We start from the raw sequence: 18,952 nt of genomic DNA on the forward strand, positions 1-18,952 counted from the left end.
CCCAACCTATTTTTTATTTTTTCCCGTAATCTCCATAATTTCCATAAGAACCGTATTTGTCTACTGAAGTATCGAATTTATTCAACACAACTCCTAAAAACGGCTTCTCTGTGTGTTCCAATTGTTCTTTCGCTTTTTGAATATCTCGTCGATTTGTTTCACCTGCTGCTGTCACTAAAATAGAAGCATCACATTTTCGCGTAATGATAGCTGCATCAATCACGACACCGACAGGAGCAGTATCTACAATGATGTAGTCAAAATATTTACGCAAGGTTTCAAGCATTGTACTGAAATTCTTACTTTGAAGAAGAGCTGTCGGATTCGGTGACACAGAGCCAGCCTGAATTACAAAGAGATTTTCGATATTGGTATCACAAAGCCCTTGCGATAGGTCTGTAGTTCCTGATAGAAATTCTGTCAGACCTGTGATTTTATCCCTTGCTTTAAAGACACCTGACATAACAGAATTGCGGATATCTCCATCAATCAACAGCGTTTTGTAACCTGCACGCGCAAAAGCCCAAGCTATATTAGTGGAAGTCGTTGATTTTCCTTCTCCTGGTTTCACAGAAGTGATAGAAAATACTTTCAAATCATCTCCACTTAACTGTAGGTTCGTGCACAAAGCGTTATAATATTCCTCCACCTTTTTTACAAGATCCAATTTTGCCTGTGAGATTTCTAACGTTGGCATAACTTCCTCCTATTTCATTTTATCCAAATCTGGAACGACCCCTAGAAGTGGAATTTGTAGTACATCTTCGACATCTTCAGGACGTTTCACACGGGTATCGAGTAACTCAATCAAAAGAACAGTAATTACTGTTACGACGACTCCTCCAAGAAAACCAAACAAGGTGTTGCGTCGAACATTTGGAGAAGAGGGAGTCGTAGCTGGTCGCGCTTCTTCAAGCGTCGTTACATCAGATACTCGCGTTACAGCGATGATCTTTTCTGCAGCAGCTTCTCGTAGAGAATTAGCGATGCGACTGGCTTCCTCTGGTTGTTTATCCTTGACAGAGATTGAGACGATACGAGTGTCAGCTGGTACAGTCACTTGAACTTTGCTGGCTAACGTTTTTGCTGGCATATCCAATTTCAAATTTGTCGCTACCTTTTCCAATACATCCTGCGAAAGGATAATCTCACGGTAGTCTTTTACCAGATAAGATCCTGCCTGCAAGTCCTGATTTGTCAGTCCCAGCTTATCTCCTTGATTACGGTTGACTACGTAAATACGCGTGGTACTCGTATATTCTGGCTTAACAATAAAAGTGCTATATGCAAAAGCTCCCGCCCCTGTCACAAGTGCCACTAATAAAATAATTAGCTTGCGTTTCCACAAGGTTTTTAATAATTGAAATACATCGATTTCTATCGTATTTTGTTCTTTCATCATTTCTCCTAAATTAGTTGATCCATTACAATTTTTCGAGGATTGTCTATAAAAAGTTCCTGAGCCTTCGCTTCTCCGTATTTTTGGGAAACAAGGCCATATGCTTCTGCCATATGAGGAGGTCTACCGTCTAGATTGTGCATATCACTTGCAATCACATGAACCAAATCCTGCTCTAAAAAATACCGAGCTCTTTTTTTCATGAATTTATAACGTTCGCCAAAAAGTTTGGGTTTGAGGACATGTGAACTATTTACTTGCGTGTAACAGCCCATATCGATCAGTTCTCGAACGCGTTTTTCATTATTTTCAAGAGCATCATAGCGCTCGATGTGGGCAATGACTGGAGTAATTCCCAACATCAAGATCTTGCTCAAGGCGCTATGAATATCGCGATAAGGGGTGTTCATACTAAACTCTATCAAGGCATAACGACTATCATTGAGGGTTGGAATCCGCTTTTTTTCCAGTTTATCCAAAACATCTGGTGTGTAGTAAATTTCCGCCCCATAAGCAATGACCAAGTCACTCGCAACTTCCTTAGCTATTTCCCGAACCTGAAGAAAATTTTCTGCTATCTTCTCTTCTGGAGTTTCAAACATGCCCTTGCGACGATGAGAGGTAGAGACAATGGTTCGCACCCCCTGCCTGTAGGCTTCTGTCAAGAGGGCCTTGCTTTCCTCTCTTGACTTGGGACCATCATCTACATCAAAGACAATGTGCGAATGAATATCAATCATTTCATCTGCCCTCCAACACGTCTTGAATAGCAGCTTTGACAGATGCAAGGCTACTGTCGTCAATTTCCATCATATAGAGGTTACTATCTGGCATCGCATAGGAAGGGAGATCCATCCGTCCTGTACCTTTCAAGTCTTGCGAATTCACTTTGTAAGTTCCACCACTTTCTAACTGAGCATTGACCAAGTTCATCATGGTCTCAAGCGGCATGTTTGTTTGGATAGAATCTTGCAAGCTATCAATAATCGTACTATAATTTTTCAGTGCCTCGGTCGACGTTAATTTTTGAAGGATAGCCACAATCACCTTTTGTTGATTGCGCCCGCGGTCACGATCGCCATCTGCTAGGGAGTAGCGCTCACGAACAAAACCAAGAGCCTGTTCTGAATCAAGATGAACATTGCCTACAGGGTAATGCTTTCCATTTGTATGGGCAGTAAATTCTTGATCATTATAAACATCTACCCCACCCAACAAATCAATCAATTTCAAAAACGAAGTGAAGTTCAATCGCACATAGTAATTGATATCCACTCCATAGAGATTTTCTAAGGTGTGGATGGATGAATCAACTCCATAAATACCCGCATGGGTTAATTTATCTTTTTGATTATTTCCACCATCTGCGATTGGTACATAGGCATCACGTGGCGTTGTGGTCAAGAGGATTTTCTTGGTATCTCGATTGACAGTCATCAGGATATTGACGTCTGAACGCGAGACTGAACTAATCGGGCCATAGGTATCAATTCCACTCACATAGATATTGAAAGACTGACTCTTTGAAGTTTTAGGAGCTTCTACTTTTTTAGTGAATCCCTTAGTATAAATCTTTTTTATCTTCGATGCGTAATCTGGATACTCTGACTCGATGATATTTTCAAAGACACTATTTAGGACAATGGCCTTGGTGTCACCTGCAATCAAACTCTTGTAAGCTGCCAAGTAAGACGAACTCTGGTCGACCGTCAAATCGGTATTCTGACTTGACTTGATATCAGCTAGTAGTTTTTGAATGTTTTCATTATCAGTCCCAGTCGGTGCTGTCACACTCGTCAGTTGCGTAACATTTCCAATCTCACTATCTGCTAAAACAGCAACACTGATAGAATATTCTGAGTAATTAGAAGTCGCATTTAAACGATCGGTCAGTCCAACAAACTGCTGTACTGCAAAAAGCGACACTGAGCTCACAAGGATAGAGAGCACTAACAGAAAAATGGTAAACTTTTCAGCTTTTTTATAGATAATCAAGAGCAGCCCTACTAAGGCAACTAGTAGAACTAACGCAGTTGCCACTAGATTAAGATATCTAAAAGCAAGGATATGGTATTTAAAAATCAAAAACAATAAAAAGCCAGCCAACAATAGATAAATAGCTAACAAGGCTATGTTAACACTTCGCTTTACTTTCCCCGAGCGAGTTCTCTTTGAACGTCTATTCATGTTAATCCCCTATACGTTAATAATTAGGATTATTATATCACAATTATGAAAGAAATTCCAATTATTCCCACCATTCTCAGCGTTTTCATTCACTTCTGTATGCTTTATTTACTTTAAAAGTATACTAACTTCATTTCTCGATGACAAATTAAAAAGACAAGGGCATTTTATCGTGCCAGCTTGTCTTTCATTTTTATTTAACGTGGTTTGAAAATTCTTTTTGACTCTTTTCGATAGCCTTTTTACTTTCTTCTTCCCACTTAGCCTTAGCTTCATCAAATTGTTTCTTGGTAACAGGATCTTTTTGCAGTCTCATGTACTTGTAGTTATTTCCATCACCTTTGATTCCCACTAGAGAGTAGGCACGTGTAAATGGAGTTACTTTGGTCACAGAGGCTGTTCCACCATTTGACATCGTAGACATGATCAGAGAATTATCAATCATCCAAGCTTGAGCTTCAGCATATTTTTCATAACGCTTAGCGACATCTTGATTCTCAGCGTCTGCTTCTTTTAGAAGTTTCGTATAGGTATCAAGTCCTAGACTCTTGATGAGTTCTTGATCTTCCTTAGCATCTAGACCGAAAATTTTGAGATAAAAACCATCTTCGGCGTTAAATGGATCCAGATAAGTTGACGGATCTTGGTAATCACCAACCCAGCCATCAAAGTTCAAATCGTAATCACGAGCTGCTGGATTTGGAGCTAGGAAAGCGACATTCCCAAAGTCATCCGTTGAAAGTTGCTGAACATCAATAACGACATTATCAGAACCTAGTACTGTTTCAAGTGTCTGTTTAAGCGAATTCATACCAGAAACTGCATTTTTATTGGTTTGATCAACCGGGATGTCCAAATGAATCGGGAAGGTCACCCCTTGGGCTTCCAATTCCTTTTTAGCTTCCGCAAATTTGGCTTGGGCCTTTTCCTTGTTGAAATAACCGTCTTGGGCATCCGCCAAGTTGATTCCTGACCATTCTGTTCCATACTGAACAAGTTTGGAAGAAACCACTTCTCCAAAGCTCTTATCTCCCACCTGCACAAATGTCGGAGGAACAAGGGTATTACGAAGGGTCTTACTTGCTGCTTCTTGCCCGTTAGATTGAGCAGAGTAGGCTGTCCGATCGATGGCAAAGTTCAAGGCCTGACGGAAATTTTTATTTAAAATCGCTGTTTGAGTTGATTTCTTTTGCTGGTCTGAGGTTTTTGCAGTATGGTTATAGGCTTTTCGGTTAACGTTAAAGTTGAAGTACCAAGAAGTCTTGTCTTGCAAGCTATAAACGATATTGTCTTGGTATTTTTCTTTTGTCTTAGCATAGCTCGAGCTATTTGGATAGACTCCCGCAAGCGTATAGGCACCACTTTCAAAGTTACGAATGGTCATCTCCTGATCAGAGCCATCAAAGTAAGCTAACTTAACTTTTTCAATGGTTACTTTATCATGGTCATAATAGTGTGGATTCTTCACATATTCGATCGAAGATTTTGATGTGAAATCTTTTAACAAGTAAGGTCCATTGTAAAGGATGCTATTTGGCGTCAATGTTCCAAATTCTTTATCCTTTGATTTCAAGAACTCTTCGTTGACTGGGAAAAGGATACTATTGGTTGTCTTTGAATTCCAATACGGTTCCGGTCGAGTCAAAGTGTACTCGACTGTGTAATCATCCAAGGCTTTGACACCGACAGTTGAAAAGTCATTGGTCACACCCGTCACATAGTCATTCAATCCCTTGATTGAATTTTGGATCAGATCCATAGCTTGTCCCTTGTTGTCCGCAGCATATTTGATCCCAGTGACAAAGTCTTGGGCTTTGACTGGAGCATATTCCTCACCATCAGCCGTATACCACTTGGCATCTTTTCTGAGTTTGTAGGTATAGGTCAAACCATCTGCTGAAACAGACCAATCTTCAGCTAGAGCTGGCGTTAGATTGCCATAGCTATCATTTTCTAGCAAACCATCTACAAGATTAGTAATCACAGCAGTGTTATCTGCGTAATAGTCTAAAAGATAGTTAAATGTCGTTGGGTTTGCGCTAAATGTTGATGAGAAGGTGCTTGTGTCTGTATTGGACTGTCCACAAGCTGAGAGTAAAATCCCTGTAGCTAGGACAAGACCAGTTTCGATAAGTCTTTTTTTCATTTTCATCATCCACTCCTTTATGTCACTTTTTATAACATGTACATATTTTATCAAATTTATCCTAAATTGTAAAGTTCCTAGTTTTACGACGACTGATGTCTCAAAACAAAAAAGAAGCACAGTTTTTCTGCAACTTCCTTTTCTTTGTCATAGACTATTTGACGTGTTTTTCTAGCTCTTTTTGGTATTTGGCATTTGTTTCAATCTTTTCTTTCTGCCATTTCTTGAGAGCTTCTTCGTATTCTTTTGTAGTCACGACATCCTTTTGCAGTTCCAAACCTTTGAATACAAACGGATCTCCCTTGATTCCGACTTGAGAGTATGCTTTTGTGAATGGTACAGTACGGCTAACAGTTGGAGAACCACCTGAAGAAGCAACTGGGATCAAGAGCGAGCTATCCGATACCCAAGCTTGAGCTTTAGCGTATTTTTCGTAACGCTTATTGAGGTCGCTTGTTTCAGCTGCGGCATCATCCAAGAGTTTCTTGTATTCGTCTAGACCGACTTGAGCCATCACTTCTGGATCTTTTCCACGAGTGATACCCAAGTGTTTAAGGGCAGAACCCTTCTTAGCATCAAGAATGTTTAGGTAAGTAGCTGGGTCTTGATAGTCTGGTCCCCAACCAGTTCCATTCAAGTCGTAGTCTTTTTGTGCTGGAACCTTAGCTTGAGACGTAATGCTCATTTTTTCATTATCTGTCATTTGAAGGACATCGACAATGACATTCTCCGTACCCAGTGTTGATTCGATGGACTGCTTGAGTGAGTTGGTTTGTTGAACGGCAATGACATCCGTTTGTTCAACTGGAACATCCAAACGGATTGGGAAGGTCACACCCTTAGCCTGCAATTCTGCTTTTGCCTTCGCAAAAGCTGCCTTGGCTTTTTCAGGACTGTAAATCGTATCCTTGCCATCTGTAAGGGCTACATCTTTCCATTGGTTTCCATAAGAAACCAGCTCTGCTTGTGCCAACTCTCCAAATGTCTTTTCACCTACTTGAACGTAGTCATGAGGCACTAGACTATTACGGATAATCTTGTCCGCACCTTCTTCACCATTCAACTGAGCAGTATAAGAGTGACGATCAAGAGCAAAGTTCAAGGCTTGACGGAAGTTCTTGTTAAGAAGAGCTTCTTTCGTTGAAGTTTTTTGAGCCTCGTCAGTCTTGGCTGTTTTATTGTAAGACTGGCGGTTTACGTTAACAGTGAGGTAGTAGCTAGTCGCTTCTTGTGGACTGTAGACAATCTTATCGCCGTACTCTTTCTTAGTTGACTCAAAGTTTGAGCTTGTTGGAAAAAGACGGGCTGTTGTATAGGCACCTTGTGTAAAGCTACGAATCAAAGATTCTTGGTCGGAACCATCATAGAAGGTTAGTTTGATGTTGTCAATCTTAACATTGTCCTTGTCCCAGTAGTTTGGATTCTTTTCATATTCGATGACTGATTTTGAAGTCAATGATTTCAAAAGGTAAGGACCGTTATAAAGGATGCTTGATGGGGTTGGTGCACCATAGTCGCTCCCTTTAGAATTCAAGAATTCTTCATTAACTGGAAGCATGGTAGCAGTTGTGACTTTAGAGTTCCAGAAGCTTTCTGGTTTGTTAAGCGTGTATTCAACCGTGTAATCATCAACAGCCTTGACTCCTACAGTAGAAAAGTCATTGCTTTCTCCACTGATGTAGGCAGCCAAACCTTTGATAGAGTCTTGAAGGAGGGATAAGCCGTCTGATTTACCGTCAGCTGCGTGTTTCAGACCTGTAACAAAGTCTTGAGCCTTGACTTCAGCGTATTCTTCTCCCTCAGAAGTATACCATTTCACACCCTTACGAAGTTTGTAGGTATAGGTCAAGCCATCTTTAGAAACGGACCAGTCTTCTGCAAGCGAAGGAATCAAGTTCCCGTATTTATCGTTTTCCAAGAGGCCATCGACAACGTTGGCTATAACGTCAGAAGTTGAGCTCTTGCTCGTCACGCTGTAGTCCAAAGATGATGGATCTATTGCATAGACATAAGAAAATGTCTTGGGAGCATCAGCCTTTTTTTCGCTTTGCCCACAAGCGGTTAACAGAAGGGCTGTGCTCAGGACGGCACCTGCTCCTAAAAGCCACTTTTTCGATCTCATAAGTAATCTCCTTAAAGATAGTATTTTCACCATTATACCCTATTTTTTTATAAAAGCAAGGACTTTCGGATGATTTTTTAGAAAATTCTAACAAATATTTTTTAAAGATTTTTCTATACAATTTTTAGTAAAAAACCTCAAGCTTCAAAAGCTTGAGGTTCACTTATTTTAATCCGTTAGTTCCACACAGAAAGCATCCCATGGAGCCAAGGTCTGTTTTTCAACTGCTTCTTGAGTCACAGTGTTTTCAATCAAGACAGATTTAACTCTTTCTTCTACTGAAAAGTTTTGTTTTTCATTGGACAAGTTAGCCACAACTAGGAAGCGACGGTCTCCGTCCTTACGGATATAAGCAAAGACCTTATCAGCCGTATCAAGTAATTCAAAATCAGCTCGAATCAGCCAACTGTTCTCCTTACGGATCTGGATGAGTTTCTGATAGGTATAGAAAATAGAATCTGGATTTGCCAGTGCTTCTTGAACGTTGATTTCTTGATAGTTTGGATTAACTGCCAACCAAGGCTGACTAGTTGAGAAACCAGCGTTTTTGCTTTCATCCCATTGCATCGGGGTACGGGCATTATCACGTCCGATGACACGGATACTGTCCATAATTTCCTCGAGCGGAACACCTTTTTCAAGAGCTTCACGCGCATAGTTGAGGGATTCAATATCTTCTACTTGATCCAGTGTTTCAAAAGGATAGTTGGTCATCCCAATCTCCTCACCTTGGTAGATATAGGGAGTCCCCCTCATAAGATGAAGTAGGATTGCAAAGGCTTTGGCAGATTTCTCACGGTATTCTTGGTCATTTCCCCAGATTGAGACGATACGAGGGAGGTCATGGTTGTTCCAGAAGAGGGAATTCCAGCCATCCTCAACACCTAACTCTGTCTGCCATTTGTTGAAGATTTCTTTCAACTTAGCAATATTCAGTTCTTTTTGATAGTGCCACTTAGGTTGCCCTTCCTGATACTGAAGACAAATATGTTCAAATTGGAAGACCATAGACAATTCTTGACCCTTTGGATCAGAGTAGAGTTTGGCAATTTCTGGCGTTGCCCCCCAAGTTTCTCCCACTGTCAAGAGATCTTTATCCCCAAAAGTTGCCTGATTCATTTCCTTGAGATAAGGATGGAGCATAGGACCGTTATTGACTACTTTCTCATCAGGAATCTTACCAATCATATCAATGACATCCATACGGAAACCACCAATACCTTTATCAATCCAGAAGTTCATCATCTCATAAATTTTCTGGCGAAGTTTTTCATTTTCCCAGTTGAGATCAGGCTGTTTTTTGCTGAAAAAGTGGAGATAGTACTGACCCGACTTTTCATCATATTCCCAAGCAGACCCACTAAAGATAGACTCCAAATCATTGGGCTCATCCCGCCAGATATAGTAGTCTCGCTCAGGGCTGTCGGAATTTTCACAGGCTTCGACAAACCAAGCATGTTCATCTGAGGTATGATTGACCACCAAGTCCATGATAATTCGAATATCACGTTTCTTAGCTTCTGCGATGAGTTGGTCCATGTCCTCCATGCTCCCGAAAATAGCTGCAATCGCTTGATAATCAGCAATATCATAGCCATTATCATCCATCGGACTGTCATAAACAGGAGAAAGCCAAATCGCTGTAATCCCTAACTTAGCTAGATAGTCCAACTTACTTGTAATTCCTAGCAAATCACCAATGCCATCTCCATTGCTATCCATAAAACTCTTTGGATAGACTTGATAGACTACGGCATTGTGCCACCATTTTTCTTGCATCTTGTTACCTCGTTATTTTAATACTCTACAGTCTATGATAGCGCTTTTTTAAACTTAGTGCAAGCGTTTGCCTAATCTTTTTGATTTCTTTTTTAGCTTTATAGTTTCCTAACTTCCAATTTTTTATTATAATGGAGGTCAGAGGTAAAAAAATGAAAAAACAAGCTTTTAGTTCTGAACAATATCTGAATCTACAGCGCAACCACATCTTGGAGCGCATTAACCAATTTGATGGCAAGCTCTATTTGGAGTTTGGTGGCAAAATGTTAGAAGATTTCCACGCTGCTCGCGTTCTTCCTGGTTATGAACCTGACAACAAAATCAAGCTCTTGCAAGAATTGAAAGAGCAAGTTGAAGTTGTTATCGCCATTAATGCTAGCAACATCGAGCATTCTAAAGCACGTGGTGACTTGGGTATTTCTTACGACCAAGAAGTTCTTCGTTTGATTGACAAATTCAATGAGCTAGGAATTTTTGTTGGTTCGGTTGTCATCACACAATACGCTGGCCAACCTGCTGCAGATGTCTTCCGCAACCAGCTAGAGAAAAACGGAATTGATTCTTATCTTCATTATCCGATCAAAGGATACCCGACTGATATGGACCACATCATTTCTCCAGAGGGTATGGGGAAAAACGACTACATCCAAACCAGTCGCAACTTGATTGTCGTAACCGCTCCTGGACCTGGTTCTGGAAAATTGGCCACTTGTATGTCAAACATGTACCATGACCAAATCAATGGTATCAAGTCTGGTTACGCTAAATTTGAAACCTTCCCAGTCTGGAACCTTCCCCTTCATCATCCAGTCAACTTGGCCTATGAGGCTGCCACAGCAGACCTTGACGATGTCAACATGATTGACCCCTTCCATCTCCAAACCTACGGAGAAACCACTGTCAATTACAACCGTGATATCGAAATCTTCCCAGTACTCAAACGTATGTTGGAACGCATTCTTGGTGAATCTCCATACACTTCACCAACAGACATGGGTGTCAACATGGTTGGCTTCGCTATTACAGATAATGAGGCTGCTATCGAAGCCTCTAAACAAGAAATCATCCGCCGTTACTATCAAACAGTTCTTGACTTCAAGGCTGAAAAAGTCGGGGAATCTGCTGTCAAGAAAATCGAGTTGCTCATGAACGACCTCGGTATCACACCTGCAGACCGTCAGGTTGCTGTCGCTGCACGTCAAAAAGCTGAAGAAACCGGCGGGCCTGCCCTAGCTCTCGAATTGCCATCTGGTGACATTGTCACTGGTAAAAACTCAGAACTCTTTGGTCCTACAGCTGCCGCCTTGATCAACGCCATTAAGAAATCAGCTGCTATCGACAAGGAAGTAAAATTGATTGAACCAGAAGTTGTCAAACCAATCCAAGGCCTTAAAATCAACCATCTCGGTAGTCGCAATCCACGCCTGCATTCAAATGAAATTCTCATTGCCCTTGCCATTACAGCCATGGAAAATCCTGATGCTGCACGTGCAATGAAAGAACTTGGTAACCTCAAAGGAAGCGAAGCCCACTCAACCATCATCTTGACCGATGAAGACAAGAACGTCCTTCGCAAGCTAGGCATCAACGTAACTTTCGATCCTTACTACCAATACGATCGCTTGTATCGGAAATAATTCAAACCTCTCCTTCGTCGGAGAGGTTTTCTCTCTATCTCAACAGCACCCTTTATGATATAATGAAAGAAGAAAACTGAAAGGATTTACCATGTCAAAAGAAGTTATTGTTGAAAGTTTTGAACTTGACCACACCATTGTTAAAGCACCATATGTTCGCTTGATTGGGGAAGAAACAGGACCAAAGGGAGACGTCATCTCCAACTTTGATATTCGCTTGGTGCAGCCAAATGAGGACTCTATCCCTACCGCTGGGCTTCACACTATTGAACACCTCTTGGCAAAACTCATCCGTACCCGCATTGACGGCATGATTGACTGTTCACCATTTGGTTGCCGTACAGGCTTTCACATGATTATGTGGGGACGTCACACCAGCGCTGAGATTGCAGCTGTTATCAAAGATTCGCTCAAGGAAATCGCTGAAACCACTACTTGGGAAGATGTCCCTGGAACAACCATCGAATCTTGCGGAAACTACAAGGATCACAGCCTCTTTTCTGCTAAAGAATGGGCGAAACTCATCCTGGAACAAGGAATCTCAGATGATGCCTTTAAGCGCCATGTCATCTAAACACAAAAGGAACCAGCTTTTAGCTAGTTCCTTCTTTTTTTATTCTCAAAATCTTGAGTTAGGCTTTTTCACGAATGACCAAAACGCCATCTTCCATGTCTGCTTCCAAATGTTTGGCATCTAGATGATCCAAGTGGAAGTCTGTTACTTTATCACGAATTTGTTGTTCAACCACGCGACGGAGCGGACGAACACCCATAACTTCATCATAGCCTTCTTCTGTGATAAAGTCCTTAGCTGCTTGACTAACTTCCAAATCAATGTCTTTCTTAGCCAAGGTTTGGTTGACTTCAGCCAACATCAAGTCCACAATCTTAGAAAGGTCTTCCTTATTCAAGTGTGAGAACTCGATAACTGCGTTAAAGCGGTTAAGGAATTCTGGACGGAAGAATGGTTTCAAACGATCCATCAATTCTGGTTTATCCGCATCTTCTGTCAAGTTAGCTTCATAGCCAAATCCAGCATTTGATGTTGCAATAATGACAGTGTTCTTGAAGTTCACGGTATTTCCTTGACCATCAGTTAAACGACCGTCATCCAAGACTTGGAGGAGAAGGGTAATGACTTGAGGATCCGCCTTTTCAATCTCATCCAAGAGAATGATAGAGTAAGGATTACGACGAACACGTTCTGTCAAGGTATTGCTATTGTCATCATAACCCACATAACCGGCTGTTGTACCGATCAATTTAGAAACGGCTGTGCGATCACTGTATTCAGACATATCCAAGCGGATAATCGCATCTTTGGTTCCAAACATATCCAGTGCCAATTGCTTAGCAAGCTCGGTCTTACCAACCCCAGTTGGACCTACAAAGAGGAAGCTACCGATTGGGCGATTGCCTTCATCAAAACCAGCACGGTTACGACGGATAGCACGAGCCACTGCTTCTACTGCCTTATCTTGACCAATAACCTTGTGTTCCAAACGATGGGCCATATCCTTGAGACGTTCGATGTCTGACGCTCCCATTTGTGATACTGGAATACCTGTCATTCGTTCCACAGATTCAGCCACATCATTGACAGTGGCAGTTACTTTCATATCTTCTGTGTGGTTTTCGACTTTTTTCTCCAATTCTGCAATACGTGTTTTGGCATTAAGAGCTGCTTCAAAGTCTTCTGCCTCAACTGCTTTTTCTTGCTTGTCTTTTTCTGCCTCGATTTCCCGTTCAACAGCATGCACATCTGTTACAGGATGTTGAGCTGCCAAGTGAGCTGCCGTTACATCGACAAGGTCGATAGCCTTATCTGGCAAACTACGTTGAGGAATGTATTGGACAGAATAATCCACTGCTGCCTTCAAGACTTCGTCTGGCAAGATGACATTGTGGTGTTGTTGATAGAGGTCACGAATTCCTTGAAGGATTTTAAAAGTATCCTCTGCTGAAGGAGCATTGACCTTGACTTCGTTGAAACGACGAGCAAGAGCTGCATTCTTCAAAATCGTGTTACGGTATTCGTCTTGAGTTGTTGCTCCAATCACTGTCAATTCTCCACGAGAGAGGGCTGGCTTGAGAATGTCCGCAAGCCCTTTAGATCCACTGTCTCCACCAGTGCTACCAGCACCGAGAATTTGGTGAATTTCATCAAAGAAGAGGATAATATTTCCTGCTTCTTTCACTTCGTTGACTAGATTTTGCACATTTTCTTCAAAGCTACCACGGTATTGAGTACCAGCCTCAAGACCTGAGATATCAATGGAAATGATTTCCTTGTTTTTGATTGCTGCTGGGACATCCCCGTTAACAATGGCTTGTGCCAAGCCTTCGACAACTGCTGTCTTACCAACACCTGCATCTCCGACCAGAACAGGATTGTTCTTGGTACGACGTGAGAGGATTTCAGCTGTTTCTTGAATTTCCTTGTTTCGGCCAATAACAGGATCCAACTTACCCTCACGAGCTTCTGCTGTCAAGTTACGACCTAGTTTAGCAAGGACACCGTCTTGTTTCATACTTGAAGCATGTTGGTGCATTTGCGCATCAGATTCTGCATTTCCTGGCAATTGACCAGTTGCACGATAATGAGCAAATTCCTCAGGTGTCACTTCACGTCCATTAATCAAGTAGCGACGATTTTCAGAACTATATCCTCTCATACCACCCATCAATTGGTTAAATAAATCATCCATATTGTTAAAGTTATTAAAGTTGTTGTTCATATTCTTTACCTCGTTTATTGTTAATTAATTGCGATCTCTGATATTGACTAACTTTGATCTTTGTTTTAAAAATTTTAGACTAGCTAACTAGCTACCCTACGTATAATTTCTGGTTTTTCTTTTTTAAATAAGCCTTCTATCATCTTCTTTTCAAAGTCTGTTAGATTTAACATAGGCCTCACCCCTTTCTCGGGATTCTATACCTCATTCTCAAAGACTAATTCGTTGAAAATGAGCTTTTTAAGGAATTCATTTTCCTTATGTTTCTACTATATCACTTTGGTCAGTAAAAGTCAATAACTTTTTGACCAAATTTGACTAATTTTTTAAAATTTTTCAAGGACGCAAAAAGCCAGTCGTTTCCAACTGGCCTTTTCTATTTAATTTAAAATCTTAGCTCAATGCGTCATCCATTGAAAGAACTTCGTGGAAGACACGTTGTGTCAATTCAGTTTTTTGTTCTGGAGTGAGGTATTTAGTGTTTACACAGTATCCAGAGATACGCACGATAACATCTTCACCTGACATGATCTTTTCGTAAACATCGTTCAAGTCCATAACGTTCAAGTTAACGTGTTGTCCACCGTTTTCGAAGTAACCATCAAGGATTGTTACCAAGTTATCAACTTGTTCGTCACGAGTCTTACCAAGAGCACGTGGAGAAACTTGAGTTGTCAATGAGATACCGTCAGCTGCGTAACCAAAGTCAAGGCTAGCAAGTGAGTTCAAGTTTTGCAACCATCCACCTTTAGCTTTGTTAGATGGGTTAGCACCTGGTGAGAAGAATTCAAGTTTAGACAAGTTCACAGAACCATCTTCGTTGAGGTATACACCCTTGTGGACTGGTGAGTTACCAGTTTGTTTAGAGTAAGCAACGTTAGATGTGATTGTCAAAAGTGATACTGTAGCTTCTGCGTCTTTGTAAAGTTTGTGGCTACGTAGACGAGTTGTGTAAGCTTCGATCAACCATTCTGCCAATTCGTTTGAACGTGGGTCATCTTCACCCCAACGTGGGTATTCACCGATTGTTTCATAATCGTAGATGTAGCCATCCTCATCACGGATTGGTTTAACAGTGGCGTATTTAATCGCTGACAATGTATCAACAGTGTTAGCAAATCCACAGATACCGAATCCCATGTTGGCACGTTGTTTAGTCGGCAAGAAGGCCATTTGAACAGCTTCGTAGTTGTACTTGTCAGTCATGTAGTGGATGATGTTCAAAGCATCTACATAAGTGTCAGTCAACCAATCAAGAGATTTTTCAAAGTTCGCTTTAACTGATTCGAATTCAAGAACTTCGTCACGGATAGGATCGATGTCAAATACTTTGTAGTCTTTGTGAACATCGTCGTAACCACCGTTCAAACCAGTAAGAAGGGCTTTAAGAACGTTTACACGAGCACCGAAGTACTGGATGTTGTGGCGTTGATCTTCGTTTTCTGGGTCAAGTGGTGACACACAGCATGAGATACAGCTCATTTCTCCGTATCCATCTTTAGCCATTGTTGTTACACCTTCGTATTGGATAGAAGAGTGTTTGTGGCTCATGTGCATACAGTAGCGACGGAAGTTGTATGGCAATTTGTCAGTCCAAAGAACTGTCAAGTTTGGCTCTGGAGAGTTACCGATGTTGTCAAGAGTGTTCAAGAAACGGTAGTCCATCTTAGTAACACGGTGACGACCGTCGTTACCCATACCAGCCATAGAAGTTGTGATGAATGTTGGGTCACCTGAGTACAATTGGTCATAAGCTTTTGTACGAGCAAATTTAACTGTACGAAGTTTCATAACGAAATCATCAACAAACTCTTGGATTTCTGATTCAGTAAATGTACCACGAGCAAGGTCACGTTCTGCAAAGATGTCCAATACGATTGGCACACGACCTAGAGATGTAGCGGCACCATTAATCACACGGCAGACAGCCATGAAAGCGATGTTAACCCATTGGATTGCTTCTTTAACGTTCATCGCTGGTTTGCGAACGTCAACTCCGTAAAGGTCACCCAAGCGAACAACTTGTTGCAATGCTTGGTATTGAAGGTTGATTTCTTCACGAAGACGAATTGTTTCTTCATCGATTTCTTCGATTGAGTTCCAGTCGTTTACTTTTTCTTGCATCAAGTAGTCTGCACCGTAAAGAGCAAGACGTGCGTAAACACCGATGATACGTCCACGTGAATATGCATCTGGAAGACCAGTTACAGTGTGAGCGTGGCGAGCACGACGGATGTTTGAAGTGTAGGCACGGAAGATACCGTCGTTAACTGTTGTTACATATTTAGTAAAGATTTCGTGAACAGCTGGATCTGGTTCGTATCCATTTTCTTTCAAAGTAGTTTCAGCCATACGGATACCACCTTTTGGCATGAAGTTCAATTTGAAGAGTTCATCATTTTGGATACCAAAGATCAATTCGTTTTCTTTGTCGATAAATCCGGCAGGAATATCAGCAATAGATGTTGGACGAGTGTCCATTGGGAAACGAGTTTCTTCGTAGTGAGCCTTAGTTTCTTCTACAATTTTTTTGATGTGAAGTGAACGTTCTGTTGGTCCAGCAAGGAAGCTTTCATCTCCATCATAAGGTGTATAGTTAGCTTGAACAAAGCGAGAAATACTTGCTTTTTCTTTCCAATCTACGCCTTTGAAGCCTTCCCAAGCTTTATCAAAAATGTCTTGTGCTTCAACAACTGTCTTAACAACCATGTTAATGTCCTCATTTTTCTTTCTAGTAACAGCCATCTGTTACATTCATGAGTCAAGTATACCATACAGTAACCGATTTCAACAAGCGAAATCCGGCTTTTTTGTTACTTTCTTTTCTAATACAGTCCATTTTTGGACACAATCTGTATTATATTTTTGAAAGTAGGATTACTCTTTTCCATTTTTTCAGAAAAAAAGGTATAATGAATAGAAAATGACGCTAGAAAGGTGCAATAATGCTCATATTTCCATTGATTAATGATCTGTCAAGAAAAATCATCCACATCGACATGGATGCCTTTTTTGCTGCGGTGGAAATACGAGACAATCCTAAATTAAAAGGAAAACCTGTCATCATTGGAAGCGACCCTAGACAAACTGGCGGACGAGGAGTTGTTTCTACTTGTAGCTACGAGGCACGAGCCTTTGGTATTCACTCTGCCATGAGTTCTAAAGAAGCTTATGAGCGTTGCCCCCAAGCCGTCTTTATCTCCGGGAATTATGAAAAGTATAAGGCAGTTGGACTTGAGATTCGAGCTATTTTTAAACGCTACACTGATTTGATTGAACCCATGAGTATTGACGAAGCCTACTTGGATGTGACAGAAAATAAACTCGGTATCAAGTCAGCTGTTAAAATAGCTCGCCTCATCCAACAAGATATCTGGCAGGAGCTACATCTGACTGCTTCTGCAGGCGTCTCTTATAACAAATTCTTAGCTAAAATGGCTAGTGACTATCAAAAACCACATGGTTTAACAGTCATCCTCCCAGATCAGGCTGAGGATTTTCTCAAACAAATGGACATTGCTAAGTTTCATGGAGTTGGCAAGAAGAGCGTTGAAAAACTGCATGAAATGGGCATTTATACTGGCGCAGACTTATTGGATGTCTCAGAAGTCACTTTAATCGATCGGTTTGGCAGACTCGGTTTTGATCTTTATCGAAAGGCTAGGGGCATTCATAATTCACCGGTCAAGGCCAATCGTATTCGCAAGTCTATTGGCAAGGAAAAAACCTACGGAAAAATCCTACACGTAGAAGAAGACATCAAAAAAGAGCTGACTCTTCTCTCAGAAAAGGTAGCTCACAATCTCAGCCAACAAGGCAAAGCTGGAAAAATCATTATCCTAAAAATACGATATGCTGACTTCTCTACTCTAACTAGACGAAAAAGCCTCCCACAAGCAACACAGGATGCTAGTCAGATTTCTCAAACTGCCCTTCAACTCTACGAAGAACTAGCTGAAAAAGAAAAAGGCATTCGTTTGCTAGGAGTCACAGTAACAGGATTTTAAAAAGCTTGAAGGAAGATTCCCTCAAGCTTTTTCTTATACAAATAAACGCACAAAACTATAGAGCAACAAGACACTACCGAGTACGATACGGTATTTACCAAAGAGGGTAAAGTCGTGCTTCTTCACATAGCCAGTCAAGAAGCGAATAGCAACCATGCTGACCGCGAAGGCTACTCCCATAGCAACCAAAAGCAAGAACAGTTGTCCAAAACTCAAGAGTTGACCTGCTTTTATAAATTTGAAAATCTTTAAAGCACTAGCCCCAAACATAACAGGAATTCCGAGGTAGAAGGTAAACTCTGTTACGACAGAGCGACTCGTTCCATTTAACAAACCACCAACAATCGTCGCACCTGAACGGCTCGTTCCTGGGAAGAGGGCGAGGACTTGGAAGAGTCCGATATAGAGAGCTGTCTTGTAGGGAAGCTTTTCAAGTTCTGTGATTGTTGGTTCAATAGCTTGCGCCTTATTTCTTTTTTCAAGATAGATAAAGGCAACACCATAGATAATCAACATAATCGCAACTGATACCATATTATGAAAATGAGTGTCAAACCAATCATCCAGCTTAAAGACTAACAATAAAGGCAAGGTCGCAACGAGGACTTTTGACCACAATTGCCAAGTTCGACGGACTTCCACCTTATTTTTACCAGGTTTGAAGGGATTGAGCTTGTTAAAGTAAATCACCATAACCGCTAAGATAGCACCGAGCTGAATGACAACATTAAACATGGACATGAAGGCTTCATTTTGGTCCTTGTATTGTACAAATTCTTCAACCAAGATCAAGTGACCCGTACTTGAAATGGGCAACCATTCTGTAATTCCTTCAACAATCCCAAAAAAGATCGACTTCAAAATTTCAATAAGATACATGTATTACTCCTTTTTCTGTCCTCTATTATAGCATAATTTCAGATTCTGCGATAGGTTT

Annotated in this window: 13 protein-coding genes; 3 read left to right on the top strand and 10 right to left on the bottom strand. The window is 41.1% G+C overall.

Features of this window, described 5'->3' with window-relative positions:
• Positions 1-13: 13 nt before the first annotated feature.
• From ADI74_RS02275 to ADI74_RS02305, 7 genes are all read right to left on the bottom strand, one after another.
• Positions 14-697, bottom strand: coding sequence for a tyrosine-protein kinase (locus tag ADI74_RS02275; protein WP_049536769.1), 684 nt, complete (start codon positions 695-697; stop codon positions 14-16).
• 9 nt (positions 698-706) lie between these two features.
• Positions 707-1,399: a capsular polysaccharide biosynthesis protein CpsC gene (gene cpsC, locus ADI74_RS02280; RefSeq protein ID WP_049536770.1), complete on the bottom strand. Its 693-nt coding sequence runs from the start codon at positions 1,397-1,399 to the stop codon at positions 707-709.
• Between the two features lie 8 nt (positions 1,400-1,407).
• Positions 1,408-2,139: a capsular polysaccharide biosynthesis protein Cps4B gene (gene cps4B / locus ADI74_RS02285; protein ID WP_049536771.1), complete on the bottom strand. Its 732-nt coding sequence runs from the start codon at positions 2,137-2,139 to the stop codon at positions 1,408-1,410.
• A gap of 1 nt (position 2,140) precedes the next feature.
• Positions 2,141-3,586, bottom strand: a complete 1,446-nt coding sequence (gene cps4A, locus ADI74_RS02290) for a capsular polysaccharide biosynthesis protein Cps4A (protein WP_049536772.1) — start codon at positions 3,584-3,586, stop codon at positions 2,141-2,143.
• A gap of 193 nt (positions 3,587-3,779) precedes the next feature.
• A complete protein-coding gene (locus tag ADI74_RS02295) occupies positions 3,780-5,741 on the bottom strand; it encodes a peptide ABC transporter substrate-binding protein (protein WP_065428536.1) in 1,962 nt (653 codons plus the stop codon).
• Positions 5,742-5,886: 145 nt separating this feature from the next.
• Entirely contained in the window at positions 5,887-7,854 is a 1,968-nt protein-coding gene (locus ADI74_RS10570) for a peptide ABC transporter substrate-binding protein (RefSeq protein ID WP_053092579.1), read from the bottom strand.
• A 168-nt stretch (positions 7,855-8,022) separates the two neighbouring features.
• Positions 8,023-9,633 carry a glycoside hydrolase family 13 protein gene (locus ADI74_RS02305; protein WP_049536774.1) on the bottom strand — a complete coding sequence of 537 codons (1,611 nt, stop codon included), beginning with the start codon at positions 9,631-9,633 and terminating at the stop codon, positions 8,023-8,025.
• Positions 9,634-9,785: 152 nt separating this feature from the next.
• On the opposite strand from ADI74_RS02305, the gene ADI74_RS02310 reads away from it, so the two are divergent.
• Positions 9,786-11,270 (top strand): DUF1846 domain-containing protein, encoded by a 1,485-nt coding sequence (locus tag ADI74_RS02310; RefSeq protein WP_049536775.1) that lies wholly within the window; start codon positions 9,786-9,788, stop codon positions 11,268-11,270.
• 91 nt (positions 11,271-11,361) lie between these two features.
• Positions 11,362-11,844 (top strand): S-ribosylhomocysteine lyase, encoded by a 483-nt coding sequence (locus ADI74_RS02315; protein WP_049536776.1) that lies wholly within the window; start codon positions 11,362-11,364, stop codon positions 11,842-11,844.
• A 58-nt stretch (positions 11,845-11,902) separates the two neighbouring features.
• On the opposite strand, the gene ADI74_RS02320 is transcribed toward ADI74_RS02315, so the two are convergent.
• Together ADI74_RS02320 and pflB are read right to left on the bottom strand one after the other, a co-directional pair.
• Positions 11,903-14,008: an ATP-dependent Clp protease ATP-binding subunit gene (locus tag ADI74_RS02320; RefSeq protein ID WP_049536777.1), complete on the bottom strand. Its 2,106-nt coding sequence runs from the start codon at positions 14,006-14,008 to the stop codon at positions 11,903-11,905.
• Positions 14,009-14,401: 393 nt separating this feature from the next.
• A complete protein-coding gene (gene pflB / locus ADI74_RS02325) occupies positions 14,402-16,717 on the bottom strand; it encodes a formate C-acetyltransferase (protein ID WP_049536778.1) in 2,316 nt (771 codons plus the stop codon).
• A 236-nt stretch (positions 16,718-16,953) separates the two neighbouring features.
• Here pflB and dinB point away from each other — a divergent pair, with 236 nt between their 5' ends.
• Entirely contained in the window at positions 16,954-18,015 is a 1,062-nt protein-coding gene (gene dinB / locus ADI74_RS02330) for a DNA polymerase IV (RefSeq protein WP_049536779.1), read from the top strand.
• Positions 18,016-18,048: 33 nt separating this feature from the next.
• On the opposite strand, the gene ADI74_RS02335 is transcribed toward dinB, so the two are convergent.
• Positions 18,049-18,894 carry an undecaprenyl-diphosphate phosphatase gene (locus ADI74_RS02335; RefSeq protein ID WP_009729779.1) on the bottom strand — a complete coding sequence of 282 codons (846 nt, stop codon included), beginning with the start codon at positions 18,892-18,894 and terminating at the stop codon, positions 18,049-18,051.
• Positions 18,895-18,952: the final 58 nt, after the last annotated feature.

The sequence above is a fragment of the Streptococcus pseudopneumoniae genome (assembly GCF_001074565.1).
Lineage (GTDB): Bacteria > Bacillota > Bacilli > Lactobacillales > Streptococcaceae > Streptococcus > Streptococcus pseudopneumoniae_J.

Bases quoted from the DNA above. Each gene is read 5' to 3' on its own strand.
- ADI74_RS02275 (WP_049536769.1), bottom strand. From the start codon at position 697: ATGCCAACGTTAGAAATCTCACAGGCAAAATTGGATCTTGTAAAAAAG.
- cpsC (WP_049536770.1), bottom strand. From the start codon at position 1,399: ATGAAAGAACAAAATACGATAGAAATCGATGTATTTCAATTATTAAAA.
- cps4B (WP_049536771.1), bottom strand. From the start codon at position 2,139: ATGATTGATATTCATTCGCACATTGTCTTTGATGTAGATGATGGTCCC.
- cps4A (WP_049536772.1), bottom strand. From the start codon at position 3,586: ATGAATAGACGTTCAAAGAGAACTCGCTCGGGGAAAGTAAAGCGAAGT.
- ADI74_RS02295 (WP_065428536.1), bottom strand. From the start codon at position 5,741: ATGATGAAAATGAAAAAAAGACTTATCGAAACTGGTCTTGTCCTAGCT.
- ADI74_RS10570 (WP_053092579.1), bottom strand. From the start codon at position 7,854: ATGAGATCGAAAAAGTGGCTTTTAGGAGCAGGTGCCGTCCTGAGCACA.
- ADI74_RS02305 (WP_049536774.1), bottom strand. From the start codon at position 9,633: ATGCAAGAAAAATGGTGGCACAATGCCGTAGTCTATCAAGTCTATCCA.
- ADI74_RS02310 (WP_049536775.1), top strand. From the start codon at position 9,786: ATGAAAAAACAAGCTTTTAGTTCTGAACAATATCTGAATCTACAGCGC.
- ADI74_RS02315 (WP_049536776.1), top strand. From the start codon at position 11,362: ATGTCAAAAGAAGTTATTGTTGAAAGTTTTGAACTTGACCACACCATT.
- ADI74_RS02320 (WP_049536777.1), bottom strand. From the start codon at position 14,008: ATGAACAACAACTTTAATAACTTTAACAATATGGATGATTTATTTAAC.
- pflB (WP_049536778.1), bottom strand. From the start codon at position 16,717: ATGGTTGTTAAGACAGTTGTTGAAGCACAAGACATTTTTGATAAAGCT.
- dinB (WP_049536779.1), top strand. From the start codon at position 16,954: ATGCTCATATTTCCATTGATTAATGATCTGTCAAGAAAAATCATCCAC.
- ADI74_RS02335 (WP_009729779.1), bottom strand. From the start codon at position 18,894: ATGTATCTTATTGAAATTTTGAAGTCGATCTTTTTTGGGATTGTTGAA.